Annotated in this window: 5 protein-coding genes; 3 read left to right on the top strand and 2 right to left on the bottom strand. The window is 45.8% G+C overall.

The genetic code is table 11. From position 1 onward, the window contains the following. The first annotated feature begins 201 nt into the window (after positions 1-201). The 3 genes from BLU47_RS11040 to BLU47_RS11030 all read left to right on the top strand — a co-directional run bounded on the left by BLU47_RS11040 (position 202) and on the right by BLU47_RS11030 (position 11,607). The gene (locus BLU47_RS11040) at positions 202-1,323 is read left to right on the top strand and encodes a fimbrillin family protein (RefSeq protein ID WP_091962516.1); all 1,122 of its coding nucleotides are present in this window, start codon (positions 202-204) and stop codon (positions 1,321-1,323) included. A 65-nt stretch (positions 1,324-1,388) separates the two neighbouring features. Then, entirely contained in the window at positions 1,389-10,274 is an 8,886-nt protein-coding gene (locus tag BLU47_RS11035; protein WP_091962512.1) for a hypothetical protein, read from the top strand. A gap of 193 nt (positions 10,275-10,467) precedes the next feature. Then, a complete protein-coding gene (locus tag BLU47_RS11030) occupies positions 10,468-11,607 on the top strand; it encodes an AAA family ATPase (RefSeq protein ID WP_176780558.1) in 1,140 nt (379 codons plus the stop codon). A 169-nt stretch (positions 11,608-11,776) separates the two neighbouring features. Here BLU47_RS11030 and BLU47_RS11025 read toward each other — a convergent pair whose 3' ends face one another. Both BLU47_RS11025 and BLU47_RS11020 read right to left on the bottom strand, forming a co-directional pair. Beyond that, positions 11,777-20,806 carry a ZmpA/ZmpB/ZmpC family metallo-endopeptidase-related protein gene (locus BLU47_RS11025; protein ID WP_176780557.1) on the bottom strand — a complete coding sequence of 3,010 codons (9,030 nt, stop codon included), beginning with the start codon at positions 20,804-20,806 and terminating at the stop codon, positions 11,777-11,779. 170 nt (positions 20,807-20,976) lie between these two features. Then, positions 20,977-21,882: a virulence RhuM family protein gene (locus BLU47_RS11020; protein ID WP_369796981.1), complete on the bottom strand. Its 906-nt coding sequence runs from the start codon at positions 21,880-21,882 to the stop codon at positions 20,977-20,979. Positions 21,883-21,890 lie beyond the last annotated feature (8 nt).

Raw genomic sequence — 21,890 nt, 5'->3', positions numbered from 1 at the left:
ATTCATTGCCCCCTATATAGGGGGGCAATAATTTATTTTTTTATTAATTAATATATATATAACCTACGCGCGCGAGGAGCAGATTCAGGATGGCAATACAAGAGCTTAAACGGCAAAAACAAGAGAAAATCAGGAAAAAGACGAAAAAAGAAACAAGTTTCTTTTGTTTTTCCACAAATATTTTGTACTTTTGTCTTTTGTATGAATCGAATTAATTTAAATCACCTCACGCTGACCCTGCTGACCTTGCTGTTTGCAGGCTGTTCGAGCGATAGTCCCAACGACTCACAGGGCACTAATCAGGGCAATAAGGACGAGATTAACCTTAATGCCCAAGTATGGCAAGTCATGCAAGCTTCCGCACCCCGTCGCGCCCACACCTACGATAATGCTGCAGCTTTGCAGGCGCAAGCTAGCTTCACAGCCTCCGCCTATGTAGAGAACACCACGACCTCATACATCAATCCCGAACAAGTGAATTATGAAAATGACAAATGGGTATGGAGAGACGGCAAGCACTACTGGCCAGCAACAGGCAGCCTCGACTTCTTTGCCTATATGCCGGCAACGAAGCCAAGCTATATCACAGGACCAACATATAGCATAGTGGAAAGTGCCCCACAGGCAACATTCACCTGTAGTAATATGCCAATGATCTACAACGCAACTGCAACTGACCCTACCGCAGGCCAGGGCAGCAGTTTGCAGGAATTCATCTGGGGCATCACCATAGGTCAGAACAAGACTAACCAAGGTACATCAGGTGTGACCATGAAGTTCCGTCACCCCTTTGCCTGCATCAAGTTCCAGTTAGCTGCCTCCCACCCTGACATCATCATCAACAGCATCACCTTCAAGGGTCTGAAGACTGGTGGCACATGCACGCTGACCAATACGGATATAGCTGAGAGCTATTATTACACCAAATCAGTATGGAGCGAGCTGACAGGCAGCTCTGACCTCGTGATGCAACTTGTGGAGAAGGATGACAAAGGCAAATTCAAAATAACAAACAGCAATGGCGATATCATCGTGAATGATGCAGCAAAATTCCATAGCAATCCCGCAAGCGTAGTACCTATCGGAGGCTACTCAGACGACAATCACCAGTATGTTAGTCTCCTCGTGATTCCACAGGAATTTGCCGGCAAGATAGAAGTCAACGCTGGATGGAACGACTGGGGCGACACCCCTGTGGAGCACACCGTGACAGCCACTATTCCTGCCATCACTTGGGCAGCCGGTACCAGTTACACCTACACCTTCAACATCACACTTGAGGACTTGGTAGTGAACCTGACGGACTTCACGGAGCAATGGTAAGTAACGGTTAAGGGTTAACGGTTAAAGGATAAAGAGAAAAGATAACACACGAAAATAATAACACTATGAAGATAAAGTTCAGACATACCCGAGTATTCACATTCCTGCTGACCTTGCTGCTCCTATGCGGTGTGGCAAACCAGGCGTGGGCGGCAGGTTACAAAGTGAGATACCATATTCTCACTTTGCCGTTTGATGTTAGAAATAGCGATAATACTACCGATTATAAAAATGACATCCGTGTAGAAGCATTGTTGGTGGTTGTAAGCAATGCTTCTACGATTGAGCTGCCCGCAGAATACAAGAGTCCATTGGCTACGAACTTCCAATACTATAGAAGTTGGACGAGTAGCTACGAATATTTATACGACTATACCCATAATAATAGGCTGCTGCAAGTAAAATATAACCTCTACAGCAAAGACGGCGGATCTGACAAAATAGATGAAGGAACAGCTGTAGGCGCTGACACCGACATCTACGTTACCTACGATTATCAGTCTGCAAATGGAATCGTTCTTGATGGGTCTCAGGACTATAACATTGGTGTAGGAACAAGGTTTCTGTGTTATAACCGTAGCCGTAACAACCGTCTTGGCAACGCGAATTCTCCCGCTATAACGGGTGAACATCTTGCCAGCCAAGATTTTGTTAAACCACAAGCAGGTACGGGAGCAAATCAGCTTGGCTTCAACTGGTCTAATGACCAATGGGCAGGAGCTCCGGGAGTACACCTGGGATTCTGGCTCACTGGCTATAAAAACAACGATGCAATAGTCCCTGACCCCTATAACATTGTCATAATGACGGCATATACTGGTAATGAGACTTACGAAAAAGACCCTGTTGACGGTGACAATAATAAAACATATGTAAAGCCCTATAAAGGTGCCACTCTCTTCTCTAAAATGATCAGTCAGGATGATGGAAAAGGTACAGAAGACAAAATGTGGTTTGACTGTGATGACCATGTACACTATAAAGGTGTGCCAGGTTCTGAAGGTGTCCATGATCCAGAGAGCGATAATTATTGGGCGAAGCAGGTTGATCAATGGCCTGGATTCTATAGGCAGAAGCAGCAACCAACCTTTAATTCTGTCGCCATATTGAATCGTCCAGGAGGTGGATATGTTTTTGTAGCAAGTAAACTTAACCAAGGAGTAGGTAATGATGCCTACAAAGAATGGGCACCAAACAAGAATGGTAACTACCCAACCCTGACGGATGGTAATCTAAACCCGAAAATGGCATTCAAGGCTTTAGATAAATCCCCCGTTATCAATATCTATAAAATTAGAACATATACCTTCAAAATTAAGACGCACGTTTCTGAAGATATTTTGCCCGAAGATATGAGATGGAGTGACGCTAAGGCTTCATCTAAGATAGTAGACCTTATTCCAGAAACCCTCAAACGTAAATATTGCACATATAAAGCGTATGCTGACGCAGAATTGACCAACGAGATTAGCACTTTTGCGGATGCCATATCCAATATTTCGGAAGTAGATGGAAAGATAGTGATATGGCTTGATTATGAAACCAACATGCCGTTTGAGACATCTGCTACAAGTGCCACCTATGATAATCTGAAGTGGTACAACTTTTACACCAACAAAGATGAACAGTACATTGTCAGGTACAATAGCACCAGTACTTCCTTCAATACTACAGGATCTGACGGTTCACGCTATGCCCGTACCTCTCACTTCGCCTTTGTCGGTGACCCGTATGAGCTGAAGATTGTCAGCCGAAAGCTAGCAGATGATAATAGTGGAACATTGAGATATTTAAAGCTGAATGACCCTGTTACTGGCAATATCACACAGGATGCAACTGGCACAGCATGGGATATTGTTTATGATGACAATACTGGTACTCATGCTGACTGTTTCCGACTGCGTGAATTCACCACTACCAACAATAGTACGAACTATTTAGGATGGGCCTATGGTACAAGTAACTACCCATTGAAAGGTGTTACGACAGAGGATGCTGCCACTCGTTTGAAAGTAATACCTGTGCCAACAAAAACCTACGTCTATCACATCATGCGTAGTGACCATAGCATAGCCGCCAAGGCAAGTGTTTCACAGGATGCAAGTACGAAACTCGACTTTGCTCACATCCCAGAGATTATCCGCAGCCCATTCCTTGCGCTGACAGGTGTCACCCTGAAATTCTATGATACTGAGTCAAAGGCTCAGACAAATGCTGATGATAACGATATCACCTATGCTCCTGATGATGAAACATCCGACAGCCAGGAATTCTGGGTGCGCTACGATATGGGGACGGCACTGGATAACACTCCCGGCTCGTACATCAAAGGAGAAACTGCTTTCAACGTGCGTCTGAACGGACAGTATATCTATTACGATAATGGTACAATTAAGACGACACCTGAATCAGCTTTTAATGATGATTGTGCGACAAACCCTGCCTATCAGTGGAGGTTAGGAGGCAGCGATCCATATGCTATGACTGTCCTGAATGTCGGTGCCAACAAGTATGTCACGGTTGACTATGCCCCTCTTATTGCAGCCTGCCAAGCAGGAGAACCCGAACCCGACGGAGAGATTACCTGGTCTGACACACCTTCCAAGTTCATCATCAAGGGCACATCACGTCCCCACATTTATGAGGTAATGGCGGCCTTAGGCGAAGACGTTGATTCCCGAAGTAACTATTTTAACATTGGTTGTCCATCGGAAAATACGGTAAAGCTCTATGGTAACGAGTCTTACGTCTACAATTCCGCCACGTTGCGCTTCGAACTCACACCTACGACTGGTACAGAGAACTTGATGTACCATTTGATAGACAAAGCGGGTAAAGACTTGCTGCAAATGCCTGCACGACAGGTTTCTACGGGTAAGCCTGAGATTCCCGAATACTGGAGTCCACTGGTCAAACAGTATCACTATTATAAGAAAGAAGACTTCACTGTTGTCGATAATGTTTACACCCTCAACGGAAGTCCGGCTGAGTTGGAACAGGTAACGAATGCTACTGACGCAGATGCCGATGGTGTCAAGGATATCTTTGTAACCTATACAGCCAACGACTTAGTAGATATGCAAGGTAGAACCACGTACCTTATGAAGTATGTTCAGGGTGAAAACTTCCGCCAGGAGGATGGCGTTGATGACTTGCTGCCTGAAGTTGCTGATATGTCTCAAAATACCTACAGATATAAGGCAGTCTATCCATACTGTAACGGTGACTGTAATTTCTTTGTCTATGGCCAGGAGCAGTATGATATTCAGCAGCAGGGCGCTGCCAGCACGCGTACCCGCTGGGCGTGGTATGTAGAGAGTGTCAATAACGATCCTTACCACGTAAAGATATTCTCCAGACAGCAAGAAACCTACCCTGCAGGTAGTGGTAATGACTACAATGCTTACTTCCGAACATACGCAGAGACATACGGTGGTTCAAAACATGTTGTAACCACTCTTGCCTGGCCAGGCATATCAGGTGTTCAAGGTACTGAGTATATGGTGCTGGGCTCTGCAGGACAGTTCAGACTGGTGACTACCGAAGCGATAAATGATGATATTACCAATGAGCGTCGCACAGTCAACTCTTTCGAGCAGTACTGGAAGACATGGAACACTATACGAAAGATCGTGTTGAACGACAAGGATGCCACCGCAAAACAAAGTGACCCCAATACGGTGCCGGCTACGCCAGCCTTGCCCGTTGCAACAGCAAAAGGTAAGAATAACAGAACTTATCTCACTGATGTGATGGGGTGGCACAGCTACGAGCAGTGGGCATACGCCATTCGTTGGAACGATTACAATAAGGCAGGTGACAAGAATAAAAAGGGCTGGGAAAACTTGGAGCACTGGTATCAGACCGTCAATATGGGTGAAGGATACTTCGACTTCGAGAAAACCACTATCGAACCCGTGCTTATCCTGCTCGACCAGCACGGATGGGAGGTGATGCGTAAGCCGCTACCAAGCAGTTCTGATGACCCGGACAAGTATGCAAAGTATGATGCTATACGTCTTTACGACAGCCCGATGGTGAAGGAGTACGCCTTCTGGAAGACGGCAAAGAAGCGCACAGGATTCCACCAATACTACCTGCTGAGCGATCGTATTGGCGGCGAAGACTTTACTTCCACGTCGCTCACCGACCTGCCACCATACGACTCGGAGAATGTAAAGGACGCCAAGGGTAATCTGCTGGACCAGTATGTCACCTACATCGTAAAGGATGAGTATGCACAGACCTACGATCCAAGCAGTAAGACAGGACAACCGTTCCTCATTGAGCAAGGAAGCCATTTCGCATATAACAACAGTAATGCGGCAGTAGTAGGAAAAGAAAATGTTCCTACTCCTGGCGGTATGTCACAGTATATTATCAGCAATATCAGCAACCTGACAACTAATGGCAGCAAGAATAACGAACTGTGGTACGTAAAGCCCAATCCCGACATTGATATCGAGATGGGTTATCAAGATGAAACCAAATTCCCAGGAGGATATGCGCACAACTGGGATTCAAAAACGCCTAACGCATACGAATACAGTAAATACAGTGCATTAAAGGCCGCCGTTTACGTTAAAGAAACGGAAGAGTATAAAGGTGAAACCGCTGACAATAAGAAGAAACTCACAGACAAATACGGAGAGTTCTCGTTCTCCAATGGTTTCGACCCCTACAATATCCAAATATCAAGTGTATCCAATGGTGAAAAGTTTTTCGTGACCAATGCCACTAAGGCAGAGATTGATGAAGGTTCGATACTGGGTGATGGAACAACTAATACATTAGGCGGGAAGGCATCTGTTAATGCCACACTCGTAGGCGGTATGGACAACCGCACATTGCAGATAACTAATGCCACTTTTATGGCTGTGCTGGACGAGGATGGCAGTATGCAGCTGATGCCTCGCTTTGACCAGGAAAAGCGTTTGAAGGACTTCTCTGCATTAGTACATACTGACGATGCGGAAGAGGCAGGAACGCATACCAAGCTTTATCGTCCGCTGGTATATAATTACCACATCATAGACAATAGTGGCCAGGAGGCCTTGCGCTACCAGGGTGGTGGTGACCTTGTGCCACAGACACCTGCATGGTTCCAGAGTCAGCTGGCAAAGGACTATAAGTATTATGCAGGTATCAGTGGTAGTACTGGTCAGAATGAAATCACTGAATCATTGGAAGGTGCCTCGCTGACAGACAAGAATGTCTATGTGCGCTATAGCTATGACGAGACTGCTGACTTCTTAAAGATTCTGCAGGGTAAGTGGCTGACGATGAAGGTGAACAATTTGGATGCACAATACACTACTGTCAGTGAGACTGCTGGTATCTATAGCGGAACAAAACCTGATCCTGTTGTAGCAAATCAGTGGCAGTGGAAGTTCACTGCTAATTCGCAAACAAATCCAGACCCATACGCAGTAAGTCTGTATAATCGTAATACCGCTGCTGGAACGCCAACTGAAGTCAATAGCAAGAACAAATTCGCCCTGCTTAACTGGTATGATAACAATGGAATAGATCCAAATGCATATACATTGGCTGTACATGGAACAGGAACATCTAATTACGATTTCGTGAATGGTGCGAGCATGAGTACTTCTGTTGCTGCTACAACAGCTTCTGAGGCAAACGTAAAGAGCACCTCATGCAGCTATGCTGAAACTAATGCCAAGATTGAACTGAACGATGACGTAAGCCACACCTATACATATAAAGTATATACCAATGGTAATAATGGTAGCAATGCTGTAAAATATGGTGTATTTGCTGTCAGCGCTGAGCAGGATAATATCACTATTGCGGAAAACAACTATGTCCCCATTCTGCCTGAAGAGATCAGGTCGCCGCTGCTCAACATGGATCAGTTCAAGTATTATGGTGCTGAAGCGGATATGGGTAACGAGGCGAAGGAACTGAAGAACATCTTCGGACTGTATGATGACATTATCTATGTGCGCTACACGGACTACGACCTAAAAGCTACCGAATATAAGGTGCCTAATGTCAGAAACGCTACGAGTGAAACCATTGTGGCACGTGGCGAAGATTCTAACGATGCAGCACTTGACATTAAGGGTGAACTGATATATAATATTATCTGGTATAATGATAATATGATGCAAAGCGCGGATGGTAGTGCTATAACCGGACTTGCGGATCAGAAATTGCAAGGAGGAAATGCTTACGTCTGGCAGTTTGAGGGCAATGACCCATACGCCATTAAGATTAAGCATAAGAGTTCTGGAAAGTATGCTGTGGGGGCTACCGCCTTGGAAACTGTAGGAGCTAACGCCAGCCCTTCAAAGACCTTTATGCTCCTGCCTTCAACTGATACCAGTTGGGAATATGGCATGCTGCAGGTAACTGGTGGTACAAACAGACTCAGCGGATATGGTCAGACTACGACGGCTGATGAACCAACAAAGTTCATCATCTTTGGTCTCTCTACGCATACAGTTATCTATCATCTGTTGATTGCAAAGACTTGTACAGATGTGGATCATCCACAAGCAGGTGAATATATTGATATTCCATATCGCGAGACAAAGGGTGGTGTCGAAACAACAAAAAGAATATATGGTAGTTCTCAGCGTGACTTGACATCAGTAAACGACGGTGATGGTACTCACTACGTAGGAGAGAAATACCAATTAGGCACAACAATCAGTGGTTTAACCTATTGCGTTAACCAGGGTCATATAACCTTAGGAGATTCATTGAAGGTGCCAGATGCTCTGAAACGACCTAACTGTAAGTACTTCTCCTATGTAGAGGGTGTATATACGAATGAAGACTGTGATCGCTCAAATCACTTGGATGCAACTCTCGATGGTCAATATAGGGGACTTCAGATAAAGCAAATGGGCACAGAGCCTGCGTTGCTTGGCAAGACGGTGCGCATCAATGTGGAGTATCAGTTTGATGACGGACTTCCTACCAACAACGGTACGCGATTCGTTACCAATACAAATGGTACACAATGGTACACCTTCGAAACAAGTGATGAGACTCCTTATCTGGCAAATTTCACCTATAAGGATAATATAATGAAAGGTAAAGAAGGACGTATAGGACACTACACCAACGAATTCCTTTGGTCACCAGTCGGTGATCCTTACGGCTTCAAGATGTACAACCGCTATGTCTATAAAAATGGTGGACAGACTGATTATGTGATGACAACAGTAGCTGCACCTGCGGTAAATGTTGACCTCAATATGAGCAATAGCGATGACCTTACCAAGACTGTCTTTGAGCTGTGGCCAAGTGAAACAGACGGTTACTTCAAGGTGCCTACCTTGACAATTCCAGGAAGCGCAACGACATATTATCTTGACAATAGCGCAGGCGTATTGAAGCTGAAGGAATCTACAGATACTGAGTGGACCTTCGGATTGAGTGATGCACTGCTTGAACCCTACTACCTCGGCGCTGGCAATGTGGGCGGACTGACTACTAAAGCAAAGCCTGGACAGGACAAATCTGGTGTAGAACGTTATGAAGAAGCCACTAATTTGATGGCAAAACAAGAGGTAGTGTTCAATCCTGACAATATCGTGGACTTCACTCCTGGCTACTACCGCATCTTCAATCAGCCAAACTCTCAGGGCATTAAGATACCAAGATACCTCAGCGGATATACACATAAGACAGAGTTAACATCAAGTATTCCGATGCACTTCTACGAAAAGGAGGGTGTGGAAACCACCTTTGAGGCATTGGGAAGTGGCTTCACTACTACACCAGCTACACAGGGACAGATACCTATCGATGCACCGGAATATGACCCCGCCAGCATATTCTATATCTCAGGAAGTGGACCATATACCATGCAGACGCAAGGCCTTTATGCAGATGGAGCAGTAATGGCATCAGCCGCTGGTACTAATTCCAATTTCTATGTCATCGATATCGGCGGAGCAGTGGTGCTGCTTCATGATGGCGCTGCAGCTGCCGATAGGAAATATCTTCACTATAAGCAGACTGGGAATATCTACGACGTAAAGTTCGAAAAAGGCTCAGATATCGGTGATGACGACGCAGCTAAATGGTGTATGGAACCTGCCAATAAGAAAGGACTGTGGATTAAGACTCACAGTGGTGGTGAAGAGGAAACACTCACTGACCTGTGGTACTACAGCTCATACTGCGTACCATTCGACTTGTTGATAGCAAATAAAAATGATGACGAAGCCCATTCTTCTAACGCATACACTTGTGTTGCGGCAAAATCACCATGGCCTACAACAGAAGCTGAAGCGCGTATAGGACTGCATCCAAAGCCTATTGGTAATTATAATACGGGAACCTATCAAAACAATGACTACTTCGTACCAGCGGGAACGCCTGTGCTCTTCTCTACCAAGAGAGCTACGGAGTATATCAAGGCTACGATTCCTACCACTGCTCCATCAACGTCAATCACCACCATCTTCTCTGCCAAATACCTGGAGCAGAAGTTGCCTGACTGGAACAACGCTAATCGTGTCTATGTCTTTGGTCCGAAGATGGAAGGAGAGTTTAATGTAAATGAGTCTAATGGTGACATAAATGCTGTACTGCCATCACTGGGTAACACCAACGTTGGCTTCCACCTCAATGCCAACCCCAACAAAGAGGCTGGCACAACACCGGCTTCTTGGACGCGCAATAACTACTACGTGCTCCACAACAGGATTTACTATAAAGCTGGTGGAAGCGGAGCTTCACCTGCCCCCACCAAGAGGGCACCGGAGTTCGTCCCTGTCATCTTCGATGATGATGAGGAGCAGCAAGAGCTGAATCCTGATGGTACGATGGAGGGTGTGGGCGACGGTTGCATCTACGACCTGATGGGCCGTAAGGTGGCTACGCGTGAACAAGTAGAGGATGGCTCGTGGAAGCAGCGCGTGGCAACGGGCATCTACATCCTGAACGGACGCAAGTTCCAGAAGAAGTAAAGTTGGATGCTTACAAAAAAATGAGTTAGCTCAGGCAATGATTTGGGTTAACTCATTTAATGTTTTGCGTTAACTCACCCTATTTTCTATCAAATATTTGGAAGTTACATTATTTTGCCGTATCTTTGCATCACAGAAATTCCGTCACGGGAAATCCGTCACGGGAAACCCGTGATGAAAAAATGAAAGAATGATGGCAAGAAAAAAAACAAAAAAGTTGGAGAATCCCTTTGTTTATCAGGGATATGAAGGTCCGGAATATTTCTTCGACCGGACAGAAGAGACAGAATACATACTCTCTTCTTTAAGAAATGGTCGTAATATCACTCTGATTTCTCCACGAAAAATCGGTAAAACGGGACTTATCCGTCATCTTTTTCACCAGACAAATAGCGCAAAAGATGATATCATCTGTATCTATGTAGATATATTCGCCACCCAAAATCTGCAACAATTTGTGGAAACGGTGGGTAGGGCCATTATGGAAGAAGCACTGCAGCGGGAAAAGTCCTTTGCCTCTAAAGTGATAGATTTCTTTAAAGGTCTTCGTCCCACGTTCAGCCCAGACCCCATGACAGGCTTACCTACAGTAACGCTTAATGTGGTGCCTGTCCAGGTGGAAATCACGTTGAAGAGTCTTTTCGACCACTTGGAAAAACTGGATAAACGGGTATGTCTGGCCATCGATGAGTTTCAGCAGATAGCTTGTTATCCCGAAAAAGGGGTTGAGGCGTTGCTGCGTTCACATATACAGTTTATGCATAATGTGAGGTTCATCTTCTCTGGGAGTAGAATGCACATGATGGAGGAGATGTTTCTTTCGCCTAACAGACCTTTCTACCAGAGTACCCAGTTGATGACCCTCTCACCGCTGCATGAGGACATCTATTACGAGTATGCCCGTCGTTTCTTTGAAGAGAAAAGAGGACAGTTGGACCAAGGCATATTCCAGCGGATATATCGCTCGTTCGACGGCTACACATGGTATGTTCAAGCTGTTCTAAACCGCCTCTATGAACAGGAGAGGGTAGTGAAAGACGAACAACAGGTAGCTGATGCCATTCTATTTCATGTTGGTTCAAATACACCTCACTACCAGACTGTTTTCAGCTTCCTCACCGACAACCAGCGCAGTCTGCTGAGGGCAATAGCTGTCGTAGGTATTGTCAAGCAGCCTCAGAGCGGTGATTTCATTAGGAGCCACAACTTACCAAGTAGCAGCAGCGTCAAAACGGCACTCGAGACCCTTCTGGAAAAAGAACTGATATACCAGACGACTGAGGGTTATATTGTCTATGACCGTTTCTTTGCCGTCTGGTTGAAGAGGTTATGATTATGCCAAACAAGATTTTGCTGCCACCCTGCTCCCACCAATTTTCCCTTTAAACAGGGCGTTTGACGCTATTTGGTGGCAGGGTGGCAGCAAAATTTAAAAATTAAAATTTTTATTCGCGTGGTAAACCTTTACGGTTCTGGTTCCGGTTCCGGTGCCGGTTCCGGAGTTACTCCGCTCTCTTTCCTATATTTACATTGGTATTACCCGTCACCTCAGCATTATTGCCACCACCATAGACATTACCACGGATGTCAACACCGAGGACGGGTTTCTTACTTTCATCGGTCTCAGTGGTGGCTGGATCATCGTCAAGGGAAACAAAGGTATTATCGGACAATGTACCGATATTCACTGTTGTGTTACCCATTACCTGAGCAGCATTACCACCGCCAAAGACGTCACCTATCGCGCCCATCTTGCCCTTCGTATGGGCAGGAAGAGTTACAGTATGCTCGGTTGGCAAGCCTTCGTCAAATTTAATTGTTTTACCCTTGAAACCATTGTCATCGTAATCGCCTGTTGTGGGATAAGTATCTGGAGTACCCACTGATTCATTGATATTGACCGTCGGATCGGCTATCATCCGAGCACCTGTACCATAGCCACCGCCATAGACAGCACCAATGCTGGTGAACGAGCGGACATTGACTACTGGATCGTCGGATGGATTTTCGCCAGACTCCTTCGGTGTACCATCATCATTATAGCCATATTTTGAATAAGCAGCCAAGTTACCACCGCCATAAAGCTCACCAATGATAACAGGACGACAACCAGTTTCCTCAACATTAACAGTAATCTTACCGCTGATGGTTCCGCTGATATTGTTACCACCAAAGACTCGGTTGAAGTTACCATTGGTGATGGTCAGCGTCACATCGTCGTGAATGTCGGCAGCCTCAGCACCACCATAGACCTCATTCAGACCCGGGATACATGCCATGAGCAACTTAGCCTCAGCATCCATCTGGGCACTCTTACCACCGCCGTATGCCTCATCGACGTGGAATTCACACTTGGGTTCTCCAGCATCTGTCACTTCTTCCAGCATGGTCAGAGCCGTTTTGCGAACGTTACCCTTGGTGTTGGAGCCACCGAAGACACGGTGGATGGTACCACCCTTGATGTTGACAGTTGCTTCACCCGTGCCATAGCGATAGGGAGCAAAAGCTGCACCTTCTGTTCTGGCCTCCTTCGTGGCATAAGCAGGGTCATTCTCTACCAAGTGATAATCCTTATAACCTACGTTAGCACCAGGGTTATCTGCACCTGTAGGCAGTTTGTCAGCACCGTTACCGCCTCCGAAGAGTTCCAGAATCTCGTAGGTGCCATTAATCTCGACATCGGTAGCCGGCGTAGATGCTGCATTACCGCCACCATACACCTGACGTATGCTGGTCAGTCCGCAACCGTCGATGATGACATTAGTCTTACCTGTCGACAAATCTGTCGGCTCATAAGCTGCCAGATTGCCACCACCATAAACTGCCATCACATCAAACTTCTCAGTACCTTTATCGTATTTGGCACTGATTTTGTCTTTATCTGCATTCTGTGTAGCATAGACGTGTACGGTGACAGTACCCTTGGGTGAACCGTTCATATCGTTGCAACCGAACACCTGGTTGACGATAGCACCCTTTGCGTCATCATTCGATGCAACAGTTTCGTTCAGATTAACGATCACATTGCCTCCTGTCGTTCCAGCCTCACTGATAGGAATCTTGTCGGCTTCAGCTGTACCGTCAGGATATGTGATATTATCCACACTACCCTTACCACCACCGAACACACTGCCGAAGTAGTAATACCTGGAAGCACTAGTCTTATGAACGACCTTCGTACCTACTGTGCCTCCCTTGATATTCACCGTCGCATTCTCTGCCACAGCACCAATCTCACCACCGCCATAGATACTGCTCTTCACAGTGCCACCGGTCATGTTCAGTGTAGTGCCCTTACATTTACCGAGCTTTGACCATAACGGAAGCAACGTTGTGCCATCCAGTGCGTAGAGTCGGCCCATACCGCCCGTGAACACATTACCACCCTTGGTGTATTGCAGATGGTTCTGATAGTCGAATTTGGTGTATGGTATCGCAGCCTTCTCCTCTGTAGATGGTTCATATATGTATTCGGCATCGTTACCAATAGTACCGCCACTGATATTGATAGTAATGTATCCACGACCATTGTTGTAATAAGCAGAAGCCTCTTGCGTACTGGGGTTCGGATAAGAACCGTCGTATTCGTCATCTGGACGCAAGATACCATAGCCTTCCTCTGAAGTCAAGTACAAGCCATAGCCTACCGATGCCAGACGACCGCCGCCATAAACAGAACCAAGAATCTTACCACTCTTGATATTCAGTTCTACACAACCTCCGATGTTGCCTGCTGTCAGCGCCTCACCACTGAAGCCACGACCACCTCCGAAGACGTTACCATCTACGTATGAGGTACCCCAGGTGCCAATCATCGGACCTTCGGTATCATCATTATCCTTACCGATGGTCACAGTTGTATTCTGGAATACGTGACCATCCTCACCACCGCCAAAGATGGAACCATAGACTCTACCGCCCTCGATGTTGACTTCGGTACGGTCCACATTCGTCTCCTTGTTAAAGAAGATGCGCTGGTCACCCTTACCGGCACCAAAGATATAGCCCGTAAGCGGATGATCTACAATTTGTGCGACGGTTCGAGGCACACCCACAGTACCACCAGTCATCTTGATGGTAGCAGAGCCCTTCACATTCGTAGCCTCACAACCACCATAGACATTCGTTATGATGTGTCCGCCACTGATAGTCACCTTAGTCTTACCCTCTACGCTACCTGCCGTGCTCAGATATTTACTAATGCCAGCTGTCGCATCGAAATAAGGCACACTACCCGAACCACCACCAAACACATTACCATAATAAGTATGACCATCGGAAGCCTCCAGTCTGCCACCTTCCGTTGAGGTCCCATTAGGATACTTGTCCAGGTCGCCCGATGCATTAGCGTATGGGTCATAGGAGGCATATGGAGCATTGAATGGCCAGCTGGCACAATCAAGATTGACTGATGCTGTCGGGACATAGTCATCAGCCCATACTGAATTATCAAAAGGTGCTGTAGCCTCTCTGCCACAGCCAATCTGGCCTCCGGAGATGGTGACATCGGTATCACCCAGCACATGTCCGCTCTCACTACCGCCATAGGCAGAACCAGTCAGGAATGCACTACCACTGATGGTCAAAACCGTTTTATTAAAGTATGCACAAGTCTCCAAATTAGGATAGAGGTTAGGATCATGCATCTCACCACGACCAGCACCATACACATGACCGAAATCATCAGGACCACCCTTGCCATATCCAGCCATCTTAGCTCCTGCAACACCAATTTGACCGCCACTGACAGTAACGGTACAAGTACCTGTATTCTCTGCACAAGAGATTGGTTTGCCATTGTCATTAAAGGTGTTGTATGTGCCCACCGAGCCCATAGCACCACCGCCATAGACATTGTGTACCACATGACCGCCTTTTATCAACACAGTCGTATTACCACGCACGATACCAGCGCTGAAGTTGAAGTAAGTCTTACTATCAGTTCCTGTATAGGTATCCGTACCACAACCAGAACCATAGACATTACCACGATTAGGATAGCGAGCACCTGCATAAGAAATATCATCGGAAGGGTCATCTGGCGTACCGCCATCATCGACAATTGCTGATCCCTCTGCTATACCAATAGTACCGCTATACACAGTCACCTTGGCATCGTGGAAGTTATGACCATTCTCACCACCACCATAGACAGAGCCCTTTATCCATGGATTGGCATTCGATTCTGCGTTCTGGGTTCCGATAGTCACATCCGTATCGTACACCCAAGCCATCTTGTCGACATTAGTATTCGTTTCTGGATTGCCTTCCAATCCTCGAGATGAACCGAACACCATACCATTCTCTTTACCAGTGCTGCCAAAGGTACCACCTGTAATGGACACAGTACACTTACCTTTGTTTTCTGTAGTAGTCCAACCAGTTGGGAAGCCAGTAGCATCGTATGAGAACGTTCCCACCGAACCATAGGCACCACCACCATAGACATTATGCAGAATGACAGGCGAGCCACTGATGCTAACAGTAGTGCTGCCCTTCACAATACCGGCAGTCACATCATCTTCCTTACCTTTACCACCGCCAAAGACGTTGCCATACTCGGCACCGCCCTCATTTGCAGTACCAATCGTACCACCTGTGACTGTCACTGAAGTATTGCCGTTGACAGCTGATTCCTCACCTCCGCCATAAACGCTGTGCTCGACCTTCATAACCTTACCATTCTCATCAGCTACTGTATTGCCATCGATGGTAAGGGTAACGTTTCCTGTGACGGTACCGAGAGATGTGAGGTCCTCGTCAGTATAGAGGATGTGATTTGTGTTATCTACCCATGAGTCACCAGTCTTTTTCTGCCAGGTATAGGTCGTTGTTGGTCCTTTAACTCCATTACGATAAGTACCAAGACCCTCATAGTAGTATGGCTCCGTTGCAAAACCTATCTGGTCCACCTCAACAGAAGGCAGAGATGCCGAAAAACCTGCACCAAAGACACTGCCCTGAACCTCACAATTGGTTAGCGTGGAGGTCGCGGGACCATCCACTTTTCCCAAACTGCCGCCTCCATAGAAATTACCAGTAATTTTGCATCCTGTTAGAGTTGAAGTGACATTGCGGCAGGTAGCCAATGAGAACTTTACATATTCCACAAAAATACGTCCACAGTTGTCGGCATTACTAGACATCGGCAGAAACTGGTAGCTGAACTGAGTGGAAACGCCACCATATGTACCGCTGTAGTCCTGCGTATAGAATCGACCCAACCATGCGTTCCAAGAAGCATCATTGCCAGCCTGACCATCATTATGAGGGAAGTTTATCATATTGTTATGGTTCCTCGGTGCTTGGCGACTGTAAGAGTTTCCACCATAGCCAGCACCAAAGAAGGTGCCAAATTCACAACTTGTAGCATTGGTGGTTACGGTCTTGCCTGTGCTCATGTCGCCAAATTTCGGACCACCGCAGAAGAGATCGATTTTACCACCAGTTATTGTGGTGCTGAGATTGCCGGTGACGGGCTTGGCTGCATTGATGCCACCAGCGTAGAATTCCTTGATGTCTGCATTTTGCACTTGCCAGGTGATGTTACCTGTGTCGTCCGCACCACCAGCTTTACCGATACCTTCCATGGCAGCGCCTGCAACAATGCCAAAGCGGCCACCGTTGATATAGCATTCTGCATTGTCTGTATAACTGGTGACATTTGCGGTATAAAGACCAGTGAGGTAAAACTCATTGTAATCACCACCAGTGACCGATACAGGCGGGTGCTTGGACTGCAGTGCCACATCCTGGTGGGTGCCGCGGTGGAATTCCTTGAACCATACGTTGCCACCTACATGGAAATAAGTGGTTTTGTTAGCGGCACCACCGCTCTGTCCACATACCCACTGCTCCATTACACCGCCTTGCAAAATCAAAGGAGCTTCGATACGGCTGGTGTTGTCGTACTCAAACTGCGTGACGCGGAAGAGTGAGGTGTTGGTAGTTTCGAACCAGTACAGCGGTTGGAAAATTCCTTGATTGTAGGAACCTTTACCACCCGTAGATTTCTGTGCCATACCAAGACCCACGATATTCAGGAAGTCCCACTTCGCGGGATGCAGCTTGTTACGACCATCATTACGCAACATGAGAGAATAGTCCGGCTCATTGTCGTGGTCAAGGTCGATGGTGGTAACTGTATATTTATAATTACTGCCAATGGCCACGTTATTTCCCGTATATTGATGGACATTCCCCACAAGTACAACAGCATAGTCATGAACCGTATTGCCAGTCGGTTTATTAAGTCCATTAGCATTGGTAACTGCTTCACTGATTGAAGTAAAGACTCTCTGTTGTTCGCCAGCGATATTATAATTGGTATTGTTTGTGTACTTTTGTCCGCCGCCTACATTAGAAACATCGTAGGCTTCAGTCATATTGGCATTGTATACCACATCGGGATAGGCATCGGCAACATATGCAGCCTTAGCCCAATACGGCTGAATGGTAATGCCTGTTACACCCTCTGGTACGTCCCAATATGCGCCTTGGTTAAAGACACGTCCACTTACACTATATAAATCCTTATCGATACATTTACGGTCTGCAAAGTTATAGGCTGGCGCATCATCGCCCGTGGTGAAGTCGTTATAGGAACTGACACTTCCGTCAGTGGTGACAGATACGATTTTCCATCCCGTTACCACACGGTTGCCTGTATAATTGCCTGTGCCGACATCATTATAATAAGGTAATTGAACCTTGTAATAGTTGAAGTTGAAGTGATCGTAGTCTTTATCTGTGATGGCTAGGTCGAGATGATTTGTTTCGATAGACGCACCTGTTGGAGCGTTAAATTGAGCGCCACTGCCTGATTGTATCGTTACAGACAACGTGCCTAATTTACCGCCCTTGTTGCGCTCGGTGGCAGTTGAAGCGTTTTCAGCATCAATGTTGATCACAGACGGGTAGTAGCCAGGAGTTTTCAGTATAGGGTAAGGAGTAGATGAGCCTATCTGTGACGGCTCCAGTACCCACTTCATCATTTTATCCTTATTGTCCATACTACCTGTTGCCCACCAAGCAGCCAGTTCGCGATGACTGTTCAGTGTGTTACGGAAAAACTCGAATCGCTGCAAGAAACGTGTTTCTGCACCGAGGGCGCAGTTATATACTTTGGTTATGTCTGTATTCTGAATATAAGAGGATTCGAGACGAAAATAGTTGAAGTTACTAACACCTGCATTCTTGCCTACATTCGTAATGATGTTGCCATTATAAATAGGTGCTATTGAAGAGCCGCTGACCTCACCATAGAACATGCAGTTCATTACCATGGTTTTAAGGTTTGTGGCAGTAGTAGCTACGTTGTTATAGCCTACAATACCTCCGACAGTGCCTCCGGAAACATTAGCATAGCTAAAGCAGTTGATGACACGGGCAGAGCCATCAAGAAAACCTACAAGACCACCAGTATATTCAGTTCCGCTCACAGAACCACCGAGTATTCCTACATTGTAAATGCGAGCATCACCATTCGCTTTACATGCGATAGCACCTGTATTGCCATCACTGTCGCCACTGCTAATGCTAACACTCTCCAACACAAGGTTCTTTACCGTACCAGTAAGGGTGGTGAATAATGGTGCTGATACACTGCTAATCTTGTGCATATTACCATCCAGGAAGCCTGAGAATTCGGTAACGCCTGGGGCGTCAGATACATCTGCTGTCAGGCGATAGTAGCCATTAGAGGATGTAATCTCTGACAAAGAAGAGATATCTGTATATGAAGGCTCACCATACAGATTGAATTCTAACTCTTTCCATCCTGAATATTTTGTACCTCCTTTAGCTTGTACCATCACCTTTCCATAACTTGTGCCCGAAGGTAATGAATTGACAGTGACAACCTGTGTTCCTTTACCACTTGACACAGTAGGCGTTTGCACTGTAATATAGCCATCATGACCTTGAACCTGCCAAATAAAGTTTACATCAGAATAACTCCCGCTAATCTCAAGATCTCTGGTATTTGCGGGTGAACCTTTGATATTCTTTGAGAAATAAGACTGCGTTGTATTAAAGACATAGTCTCCTGTTGCTAATGCACTTATAGGTCCCGAAAGAGTGAAATCATAGATACGATTCTCTGCCTCATAAGCAAATATGCAGTACTTCGAGTCATCGTTTGCTTTATTCAAACTGATAACTTTTGGAGTTGTATAGACACTAAGGGCTACTGAGGCATTAGTAGCCACGCCATCTGACTTATAGACGGCATATTGCTTGCTATATGGAAGAATACAATATGTAGGGGCAGTATTGGTGTTTTTATAAGTTCCCGACTTATATAAACGGAATTTGTATTCGTTTCCTGTCGGAGTATCATCACCATTGACGCCCACTTCTATCACGCCATAGTTACTACCATCAACAAACCGACCGCCGTCAAAACGAAGCCATCTACCACTGTTAACATTACGGAAGGAATAGAATCCTTCATTATCCCTAACAATCTTCCAACTGATGTTGTTATTTGGACTGGTTGCGGGTTCTGTAAGTACTGACCTACTAGCATTGGTCTTAACAGCATCATTCTCGTTAAGACTGCCGTCATCGTATGGGAAACGGTAGTTGGCATCCTTGGTGTAAAAGAGGAGATAGTTCTTCCCTGCGTCAGGAGCAAAAGGTGAAGGCTGAAGCTTCAAAGTCACAGCCTCATCTGCAGCAGGGTGCGATGAAAGTGCAATGGGGTCAAAGGGAGCAACAGAATATGTCGCTGCTACAGAATAGTCGCCACTGGCCTGTTTGCTATAAATGACACCACTTTCATTGATATCCCATTTAGTCCCCTTATTAGCATCTGTGGTTGTACTGTATGTCAACGAACAATAGCAACGGCTGTCTTTTTGATCTGCTACTTTACTATTGGTAGTTCCTGCATCATCCTCTGAAATAGTTGCTATGATACTGCGTATATAGTAGGTGCGCAAATAAGTCACTAACTGTGGCGACTGAACCGTAAAAGAAACGTCTTTGGGGCCTTCCCATTTAGTGCCATTCTCGGTTATGGTCATCTTGCAGGCGTTTAAGTATTTCGATGGACTATCCTTCAACTGCGGACCACTATCGGCACAGAGGAATTTACTGCTCCCATTGGGTTTTAGATAGTTTTTTCCAGAGGCAGTAGTGTCGTCAATTGTCCACTTAGTTACTTTCTCTGTAGAGAGATAAAGTGTCTGATCGTTAGCTACATTCAGATAATACATTTCCTGCTGCAAATAACCATCGGAAGATAAGACCCAAATAGATGAGCCATTTCCGTCATGTGAATTCTCATAACGGAATGTCTTGTCAACAGCAACGCCTCCATTGACTTGTTTCAAATAGCCATTGTCCTTATTGTGAATGGCATAGTATTGGTATGTAACTTGTCCCCACACACTGCCGCTTCCCAATGTGAGCATCAGGAGCATGGATACGACGAGCCGTCGCTCGAGCTCTGCTCGCTTGCTACTGAAAGGACGTAAGTATGTCGTTATAAATATGCTGTAGGCATACTCTAGCCATACTCTAGCCATACTCCAGGCTGCTTCTAGCCATACTCTAAGCATACTCATGAGCTTGCCTAGAGCTTGGGTACACCTTGGGTACACCTTGCCTACACCTTGGGTACACCTTGCCATCATCCTTGTTACTTGCTTTGTATGTCTATATGTCGTATTCATAGTGTGTGTCATATATTGTATCTTTACAATTGGTTCAATATTATTTCTTTGTCTATACCCATCTGTTCAAAGGCAAAAAGGCGTTTGCCTAAATCCTTGAATGATGCGCCAAAGTGATAGAGTGCATCATCAAGAATGAGGAAGCGGTCATGGAAGCGGTTATTGTACTCCTTTACCTCTATCCTGCGTCCATATTGCTGTTGGTTTAGTTGCTGCAAATGAGTGAGCGACTGACTAACGTGCTCAGTATATATCGTAGCATCAACTCCCTGTTCCCGCTTTTCAAGGAGGTCAAAAACAGTTGCATCTATATAGTTGTCTATCAAGATGATCTCACGTTGAGCAGATTTGACGAGAGCCTCTACCAATTTATAAGCATCAAATATCTGTCCTTCAAACAGTACACCCTCAACAGGCGGCTGATTTGTCCGAACGAAGAAATCAATTTTCTGCTGATGGTCAGCGAGCGTAGACTTAATTTCCTTTATTTGGTTTTGTTGAGTATCAAAGCGAGCATCTATGCGACGTTCCAATTGTGACAATTGTTGGTTGATGGCATAACCTCGGAGGAGTAGTTCTTTCAAAACAGAGGTAGCCCAAATTCTGAATTGGGTCCCACGTTTACTCTTCACCCTGTAGCCTACGGAAATGATGACATTCAGATTATATACCTTTGTGGGTTTGAACTTTGACAGAGTATTATGCAAAATCTGCATATTACTTGTTTCCTGTAGTTCTCCCTCACGAAAGACATTGGCGATGTGTCTGGCTATTACCGATTGGTCTTTCTGAAACAACTCTGCCATCTGCGCCTGCGTCAGCCACACGGTATCATTCTCCAACCGTACTTCCAGTCGGATAGTCTCGTCAGGCTGATACATCACTATCTCACCCTGCTTCGTGTGCTGTTCCATCATCTCATTAGTCATATCTTATC

It is taken from the genome of Prevotella sp. tc2-28 (assembly GCF_900107705.1).
Classification (GTDB): domain Bacteria; phylum Bacteroidota; class Bacteroidia; order Bacteroidales; family Bacteroidaceae; genus Prevotella.
The sequence above is the reverse complement of the archived record's forward strand: the minus strand, read 5'-3'. Positions and strand labels throughout refer to the sequence as shown.

Excerpts from the sequence above, each read along its gene's own strand:
- BLU47_RS11020 (WP_369796981.1), bottom strand. The coding sequence starts at position 21,882 with ATGACTAATGAGATGATGGAACAGCACACGAAGCAGGGTGAGATAGTG.
- BLU47_RS11030 (WP_176780558.1), top strand. The coding sequence starts at position 10,468 with ATGGCAAGAAAAAAAACAAAAAAGTTGGAGAATCCCTTTGTTTATCAG.
- BLU47_RS11040 (WP_091962516.1), top strand. The coding sequence starts at position 202 with ATGAATCGAATTAATTTAAATCACCTCACGCTGACCCTGCTGACCTTG.
- BLU47_RS11025 (WP_176780557.1), bottom strand. The coding sequence starts at position 20,806 with ATGGCTAGAGTATGGCTAGAGTATGCCTACAGCATATTTATAACGACA.
- BLU47_RS11035 (WP_091962512.1), top strand. The coding sequence starts at position 1,389 with ATGAAGATAAAGTTCAGACATACCCGAGTATTCACATTCCTGCTGACC.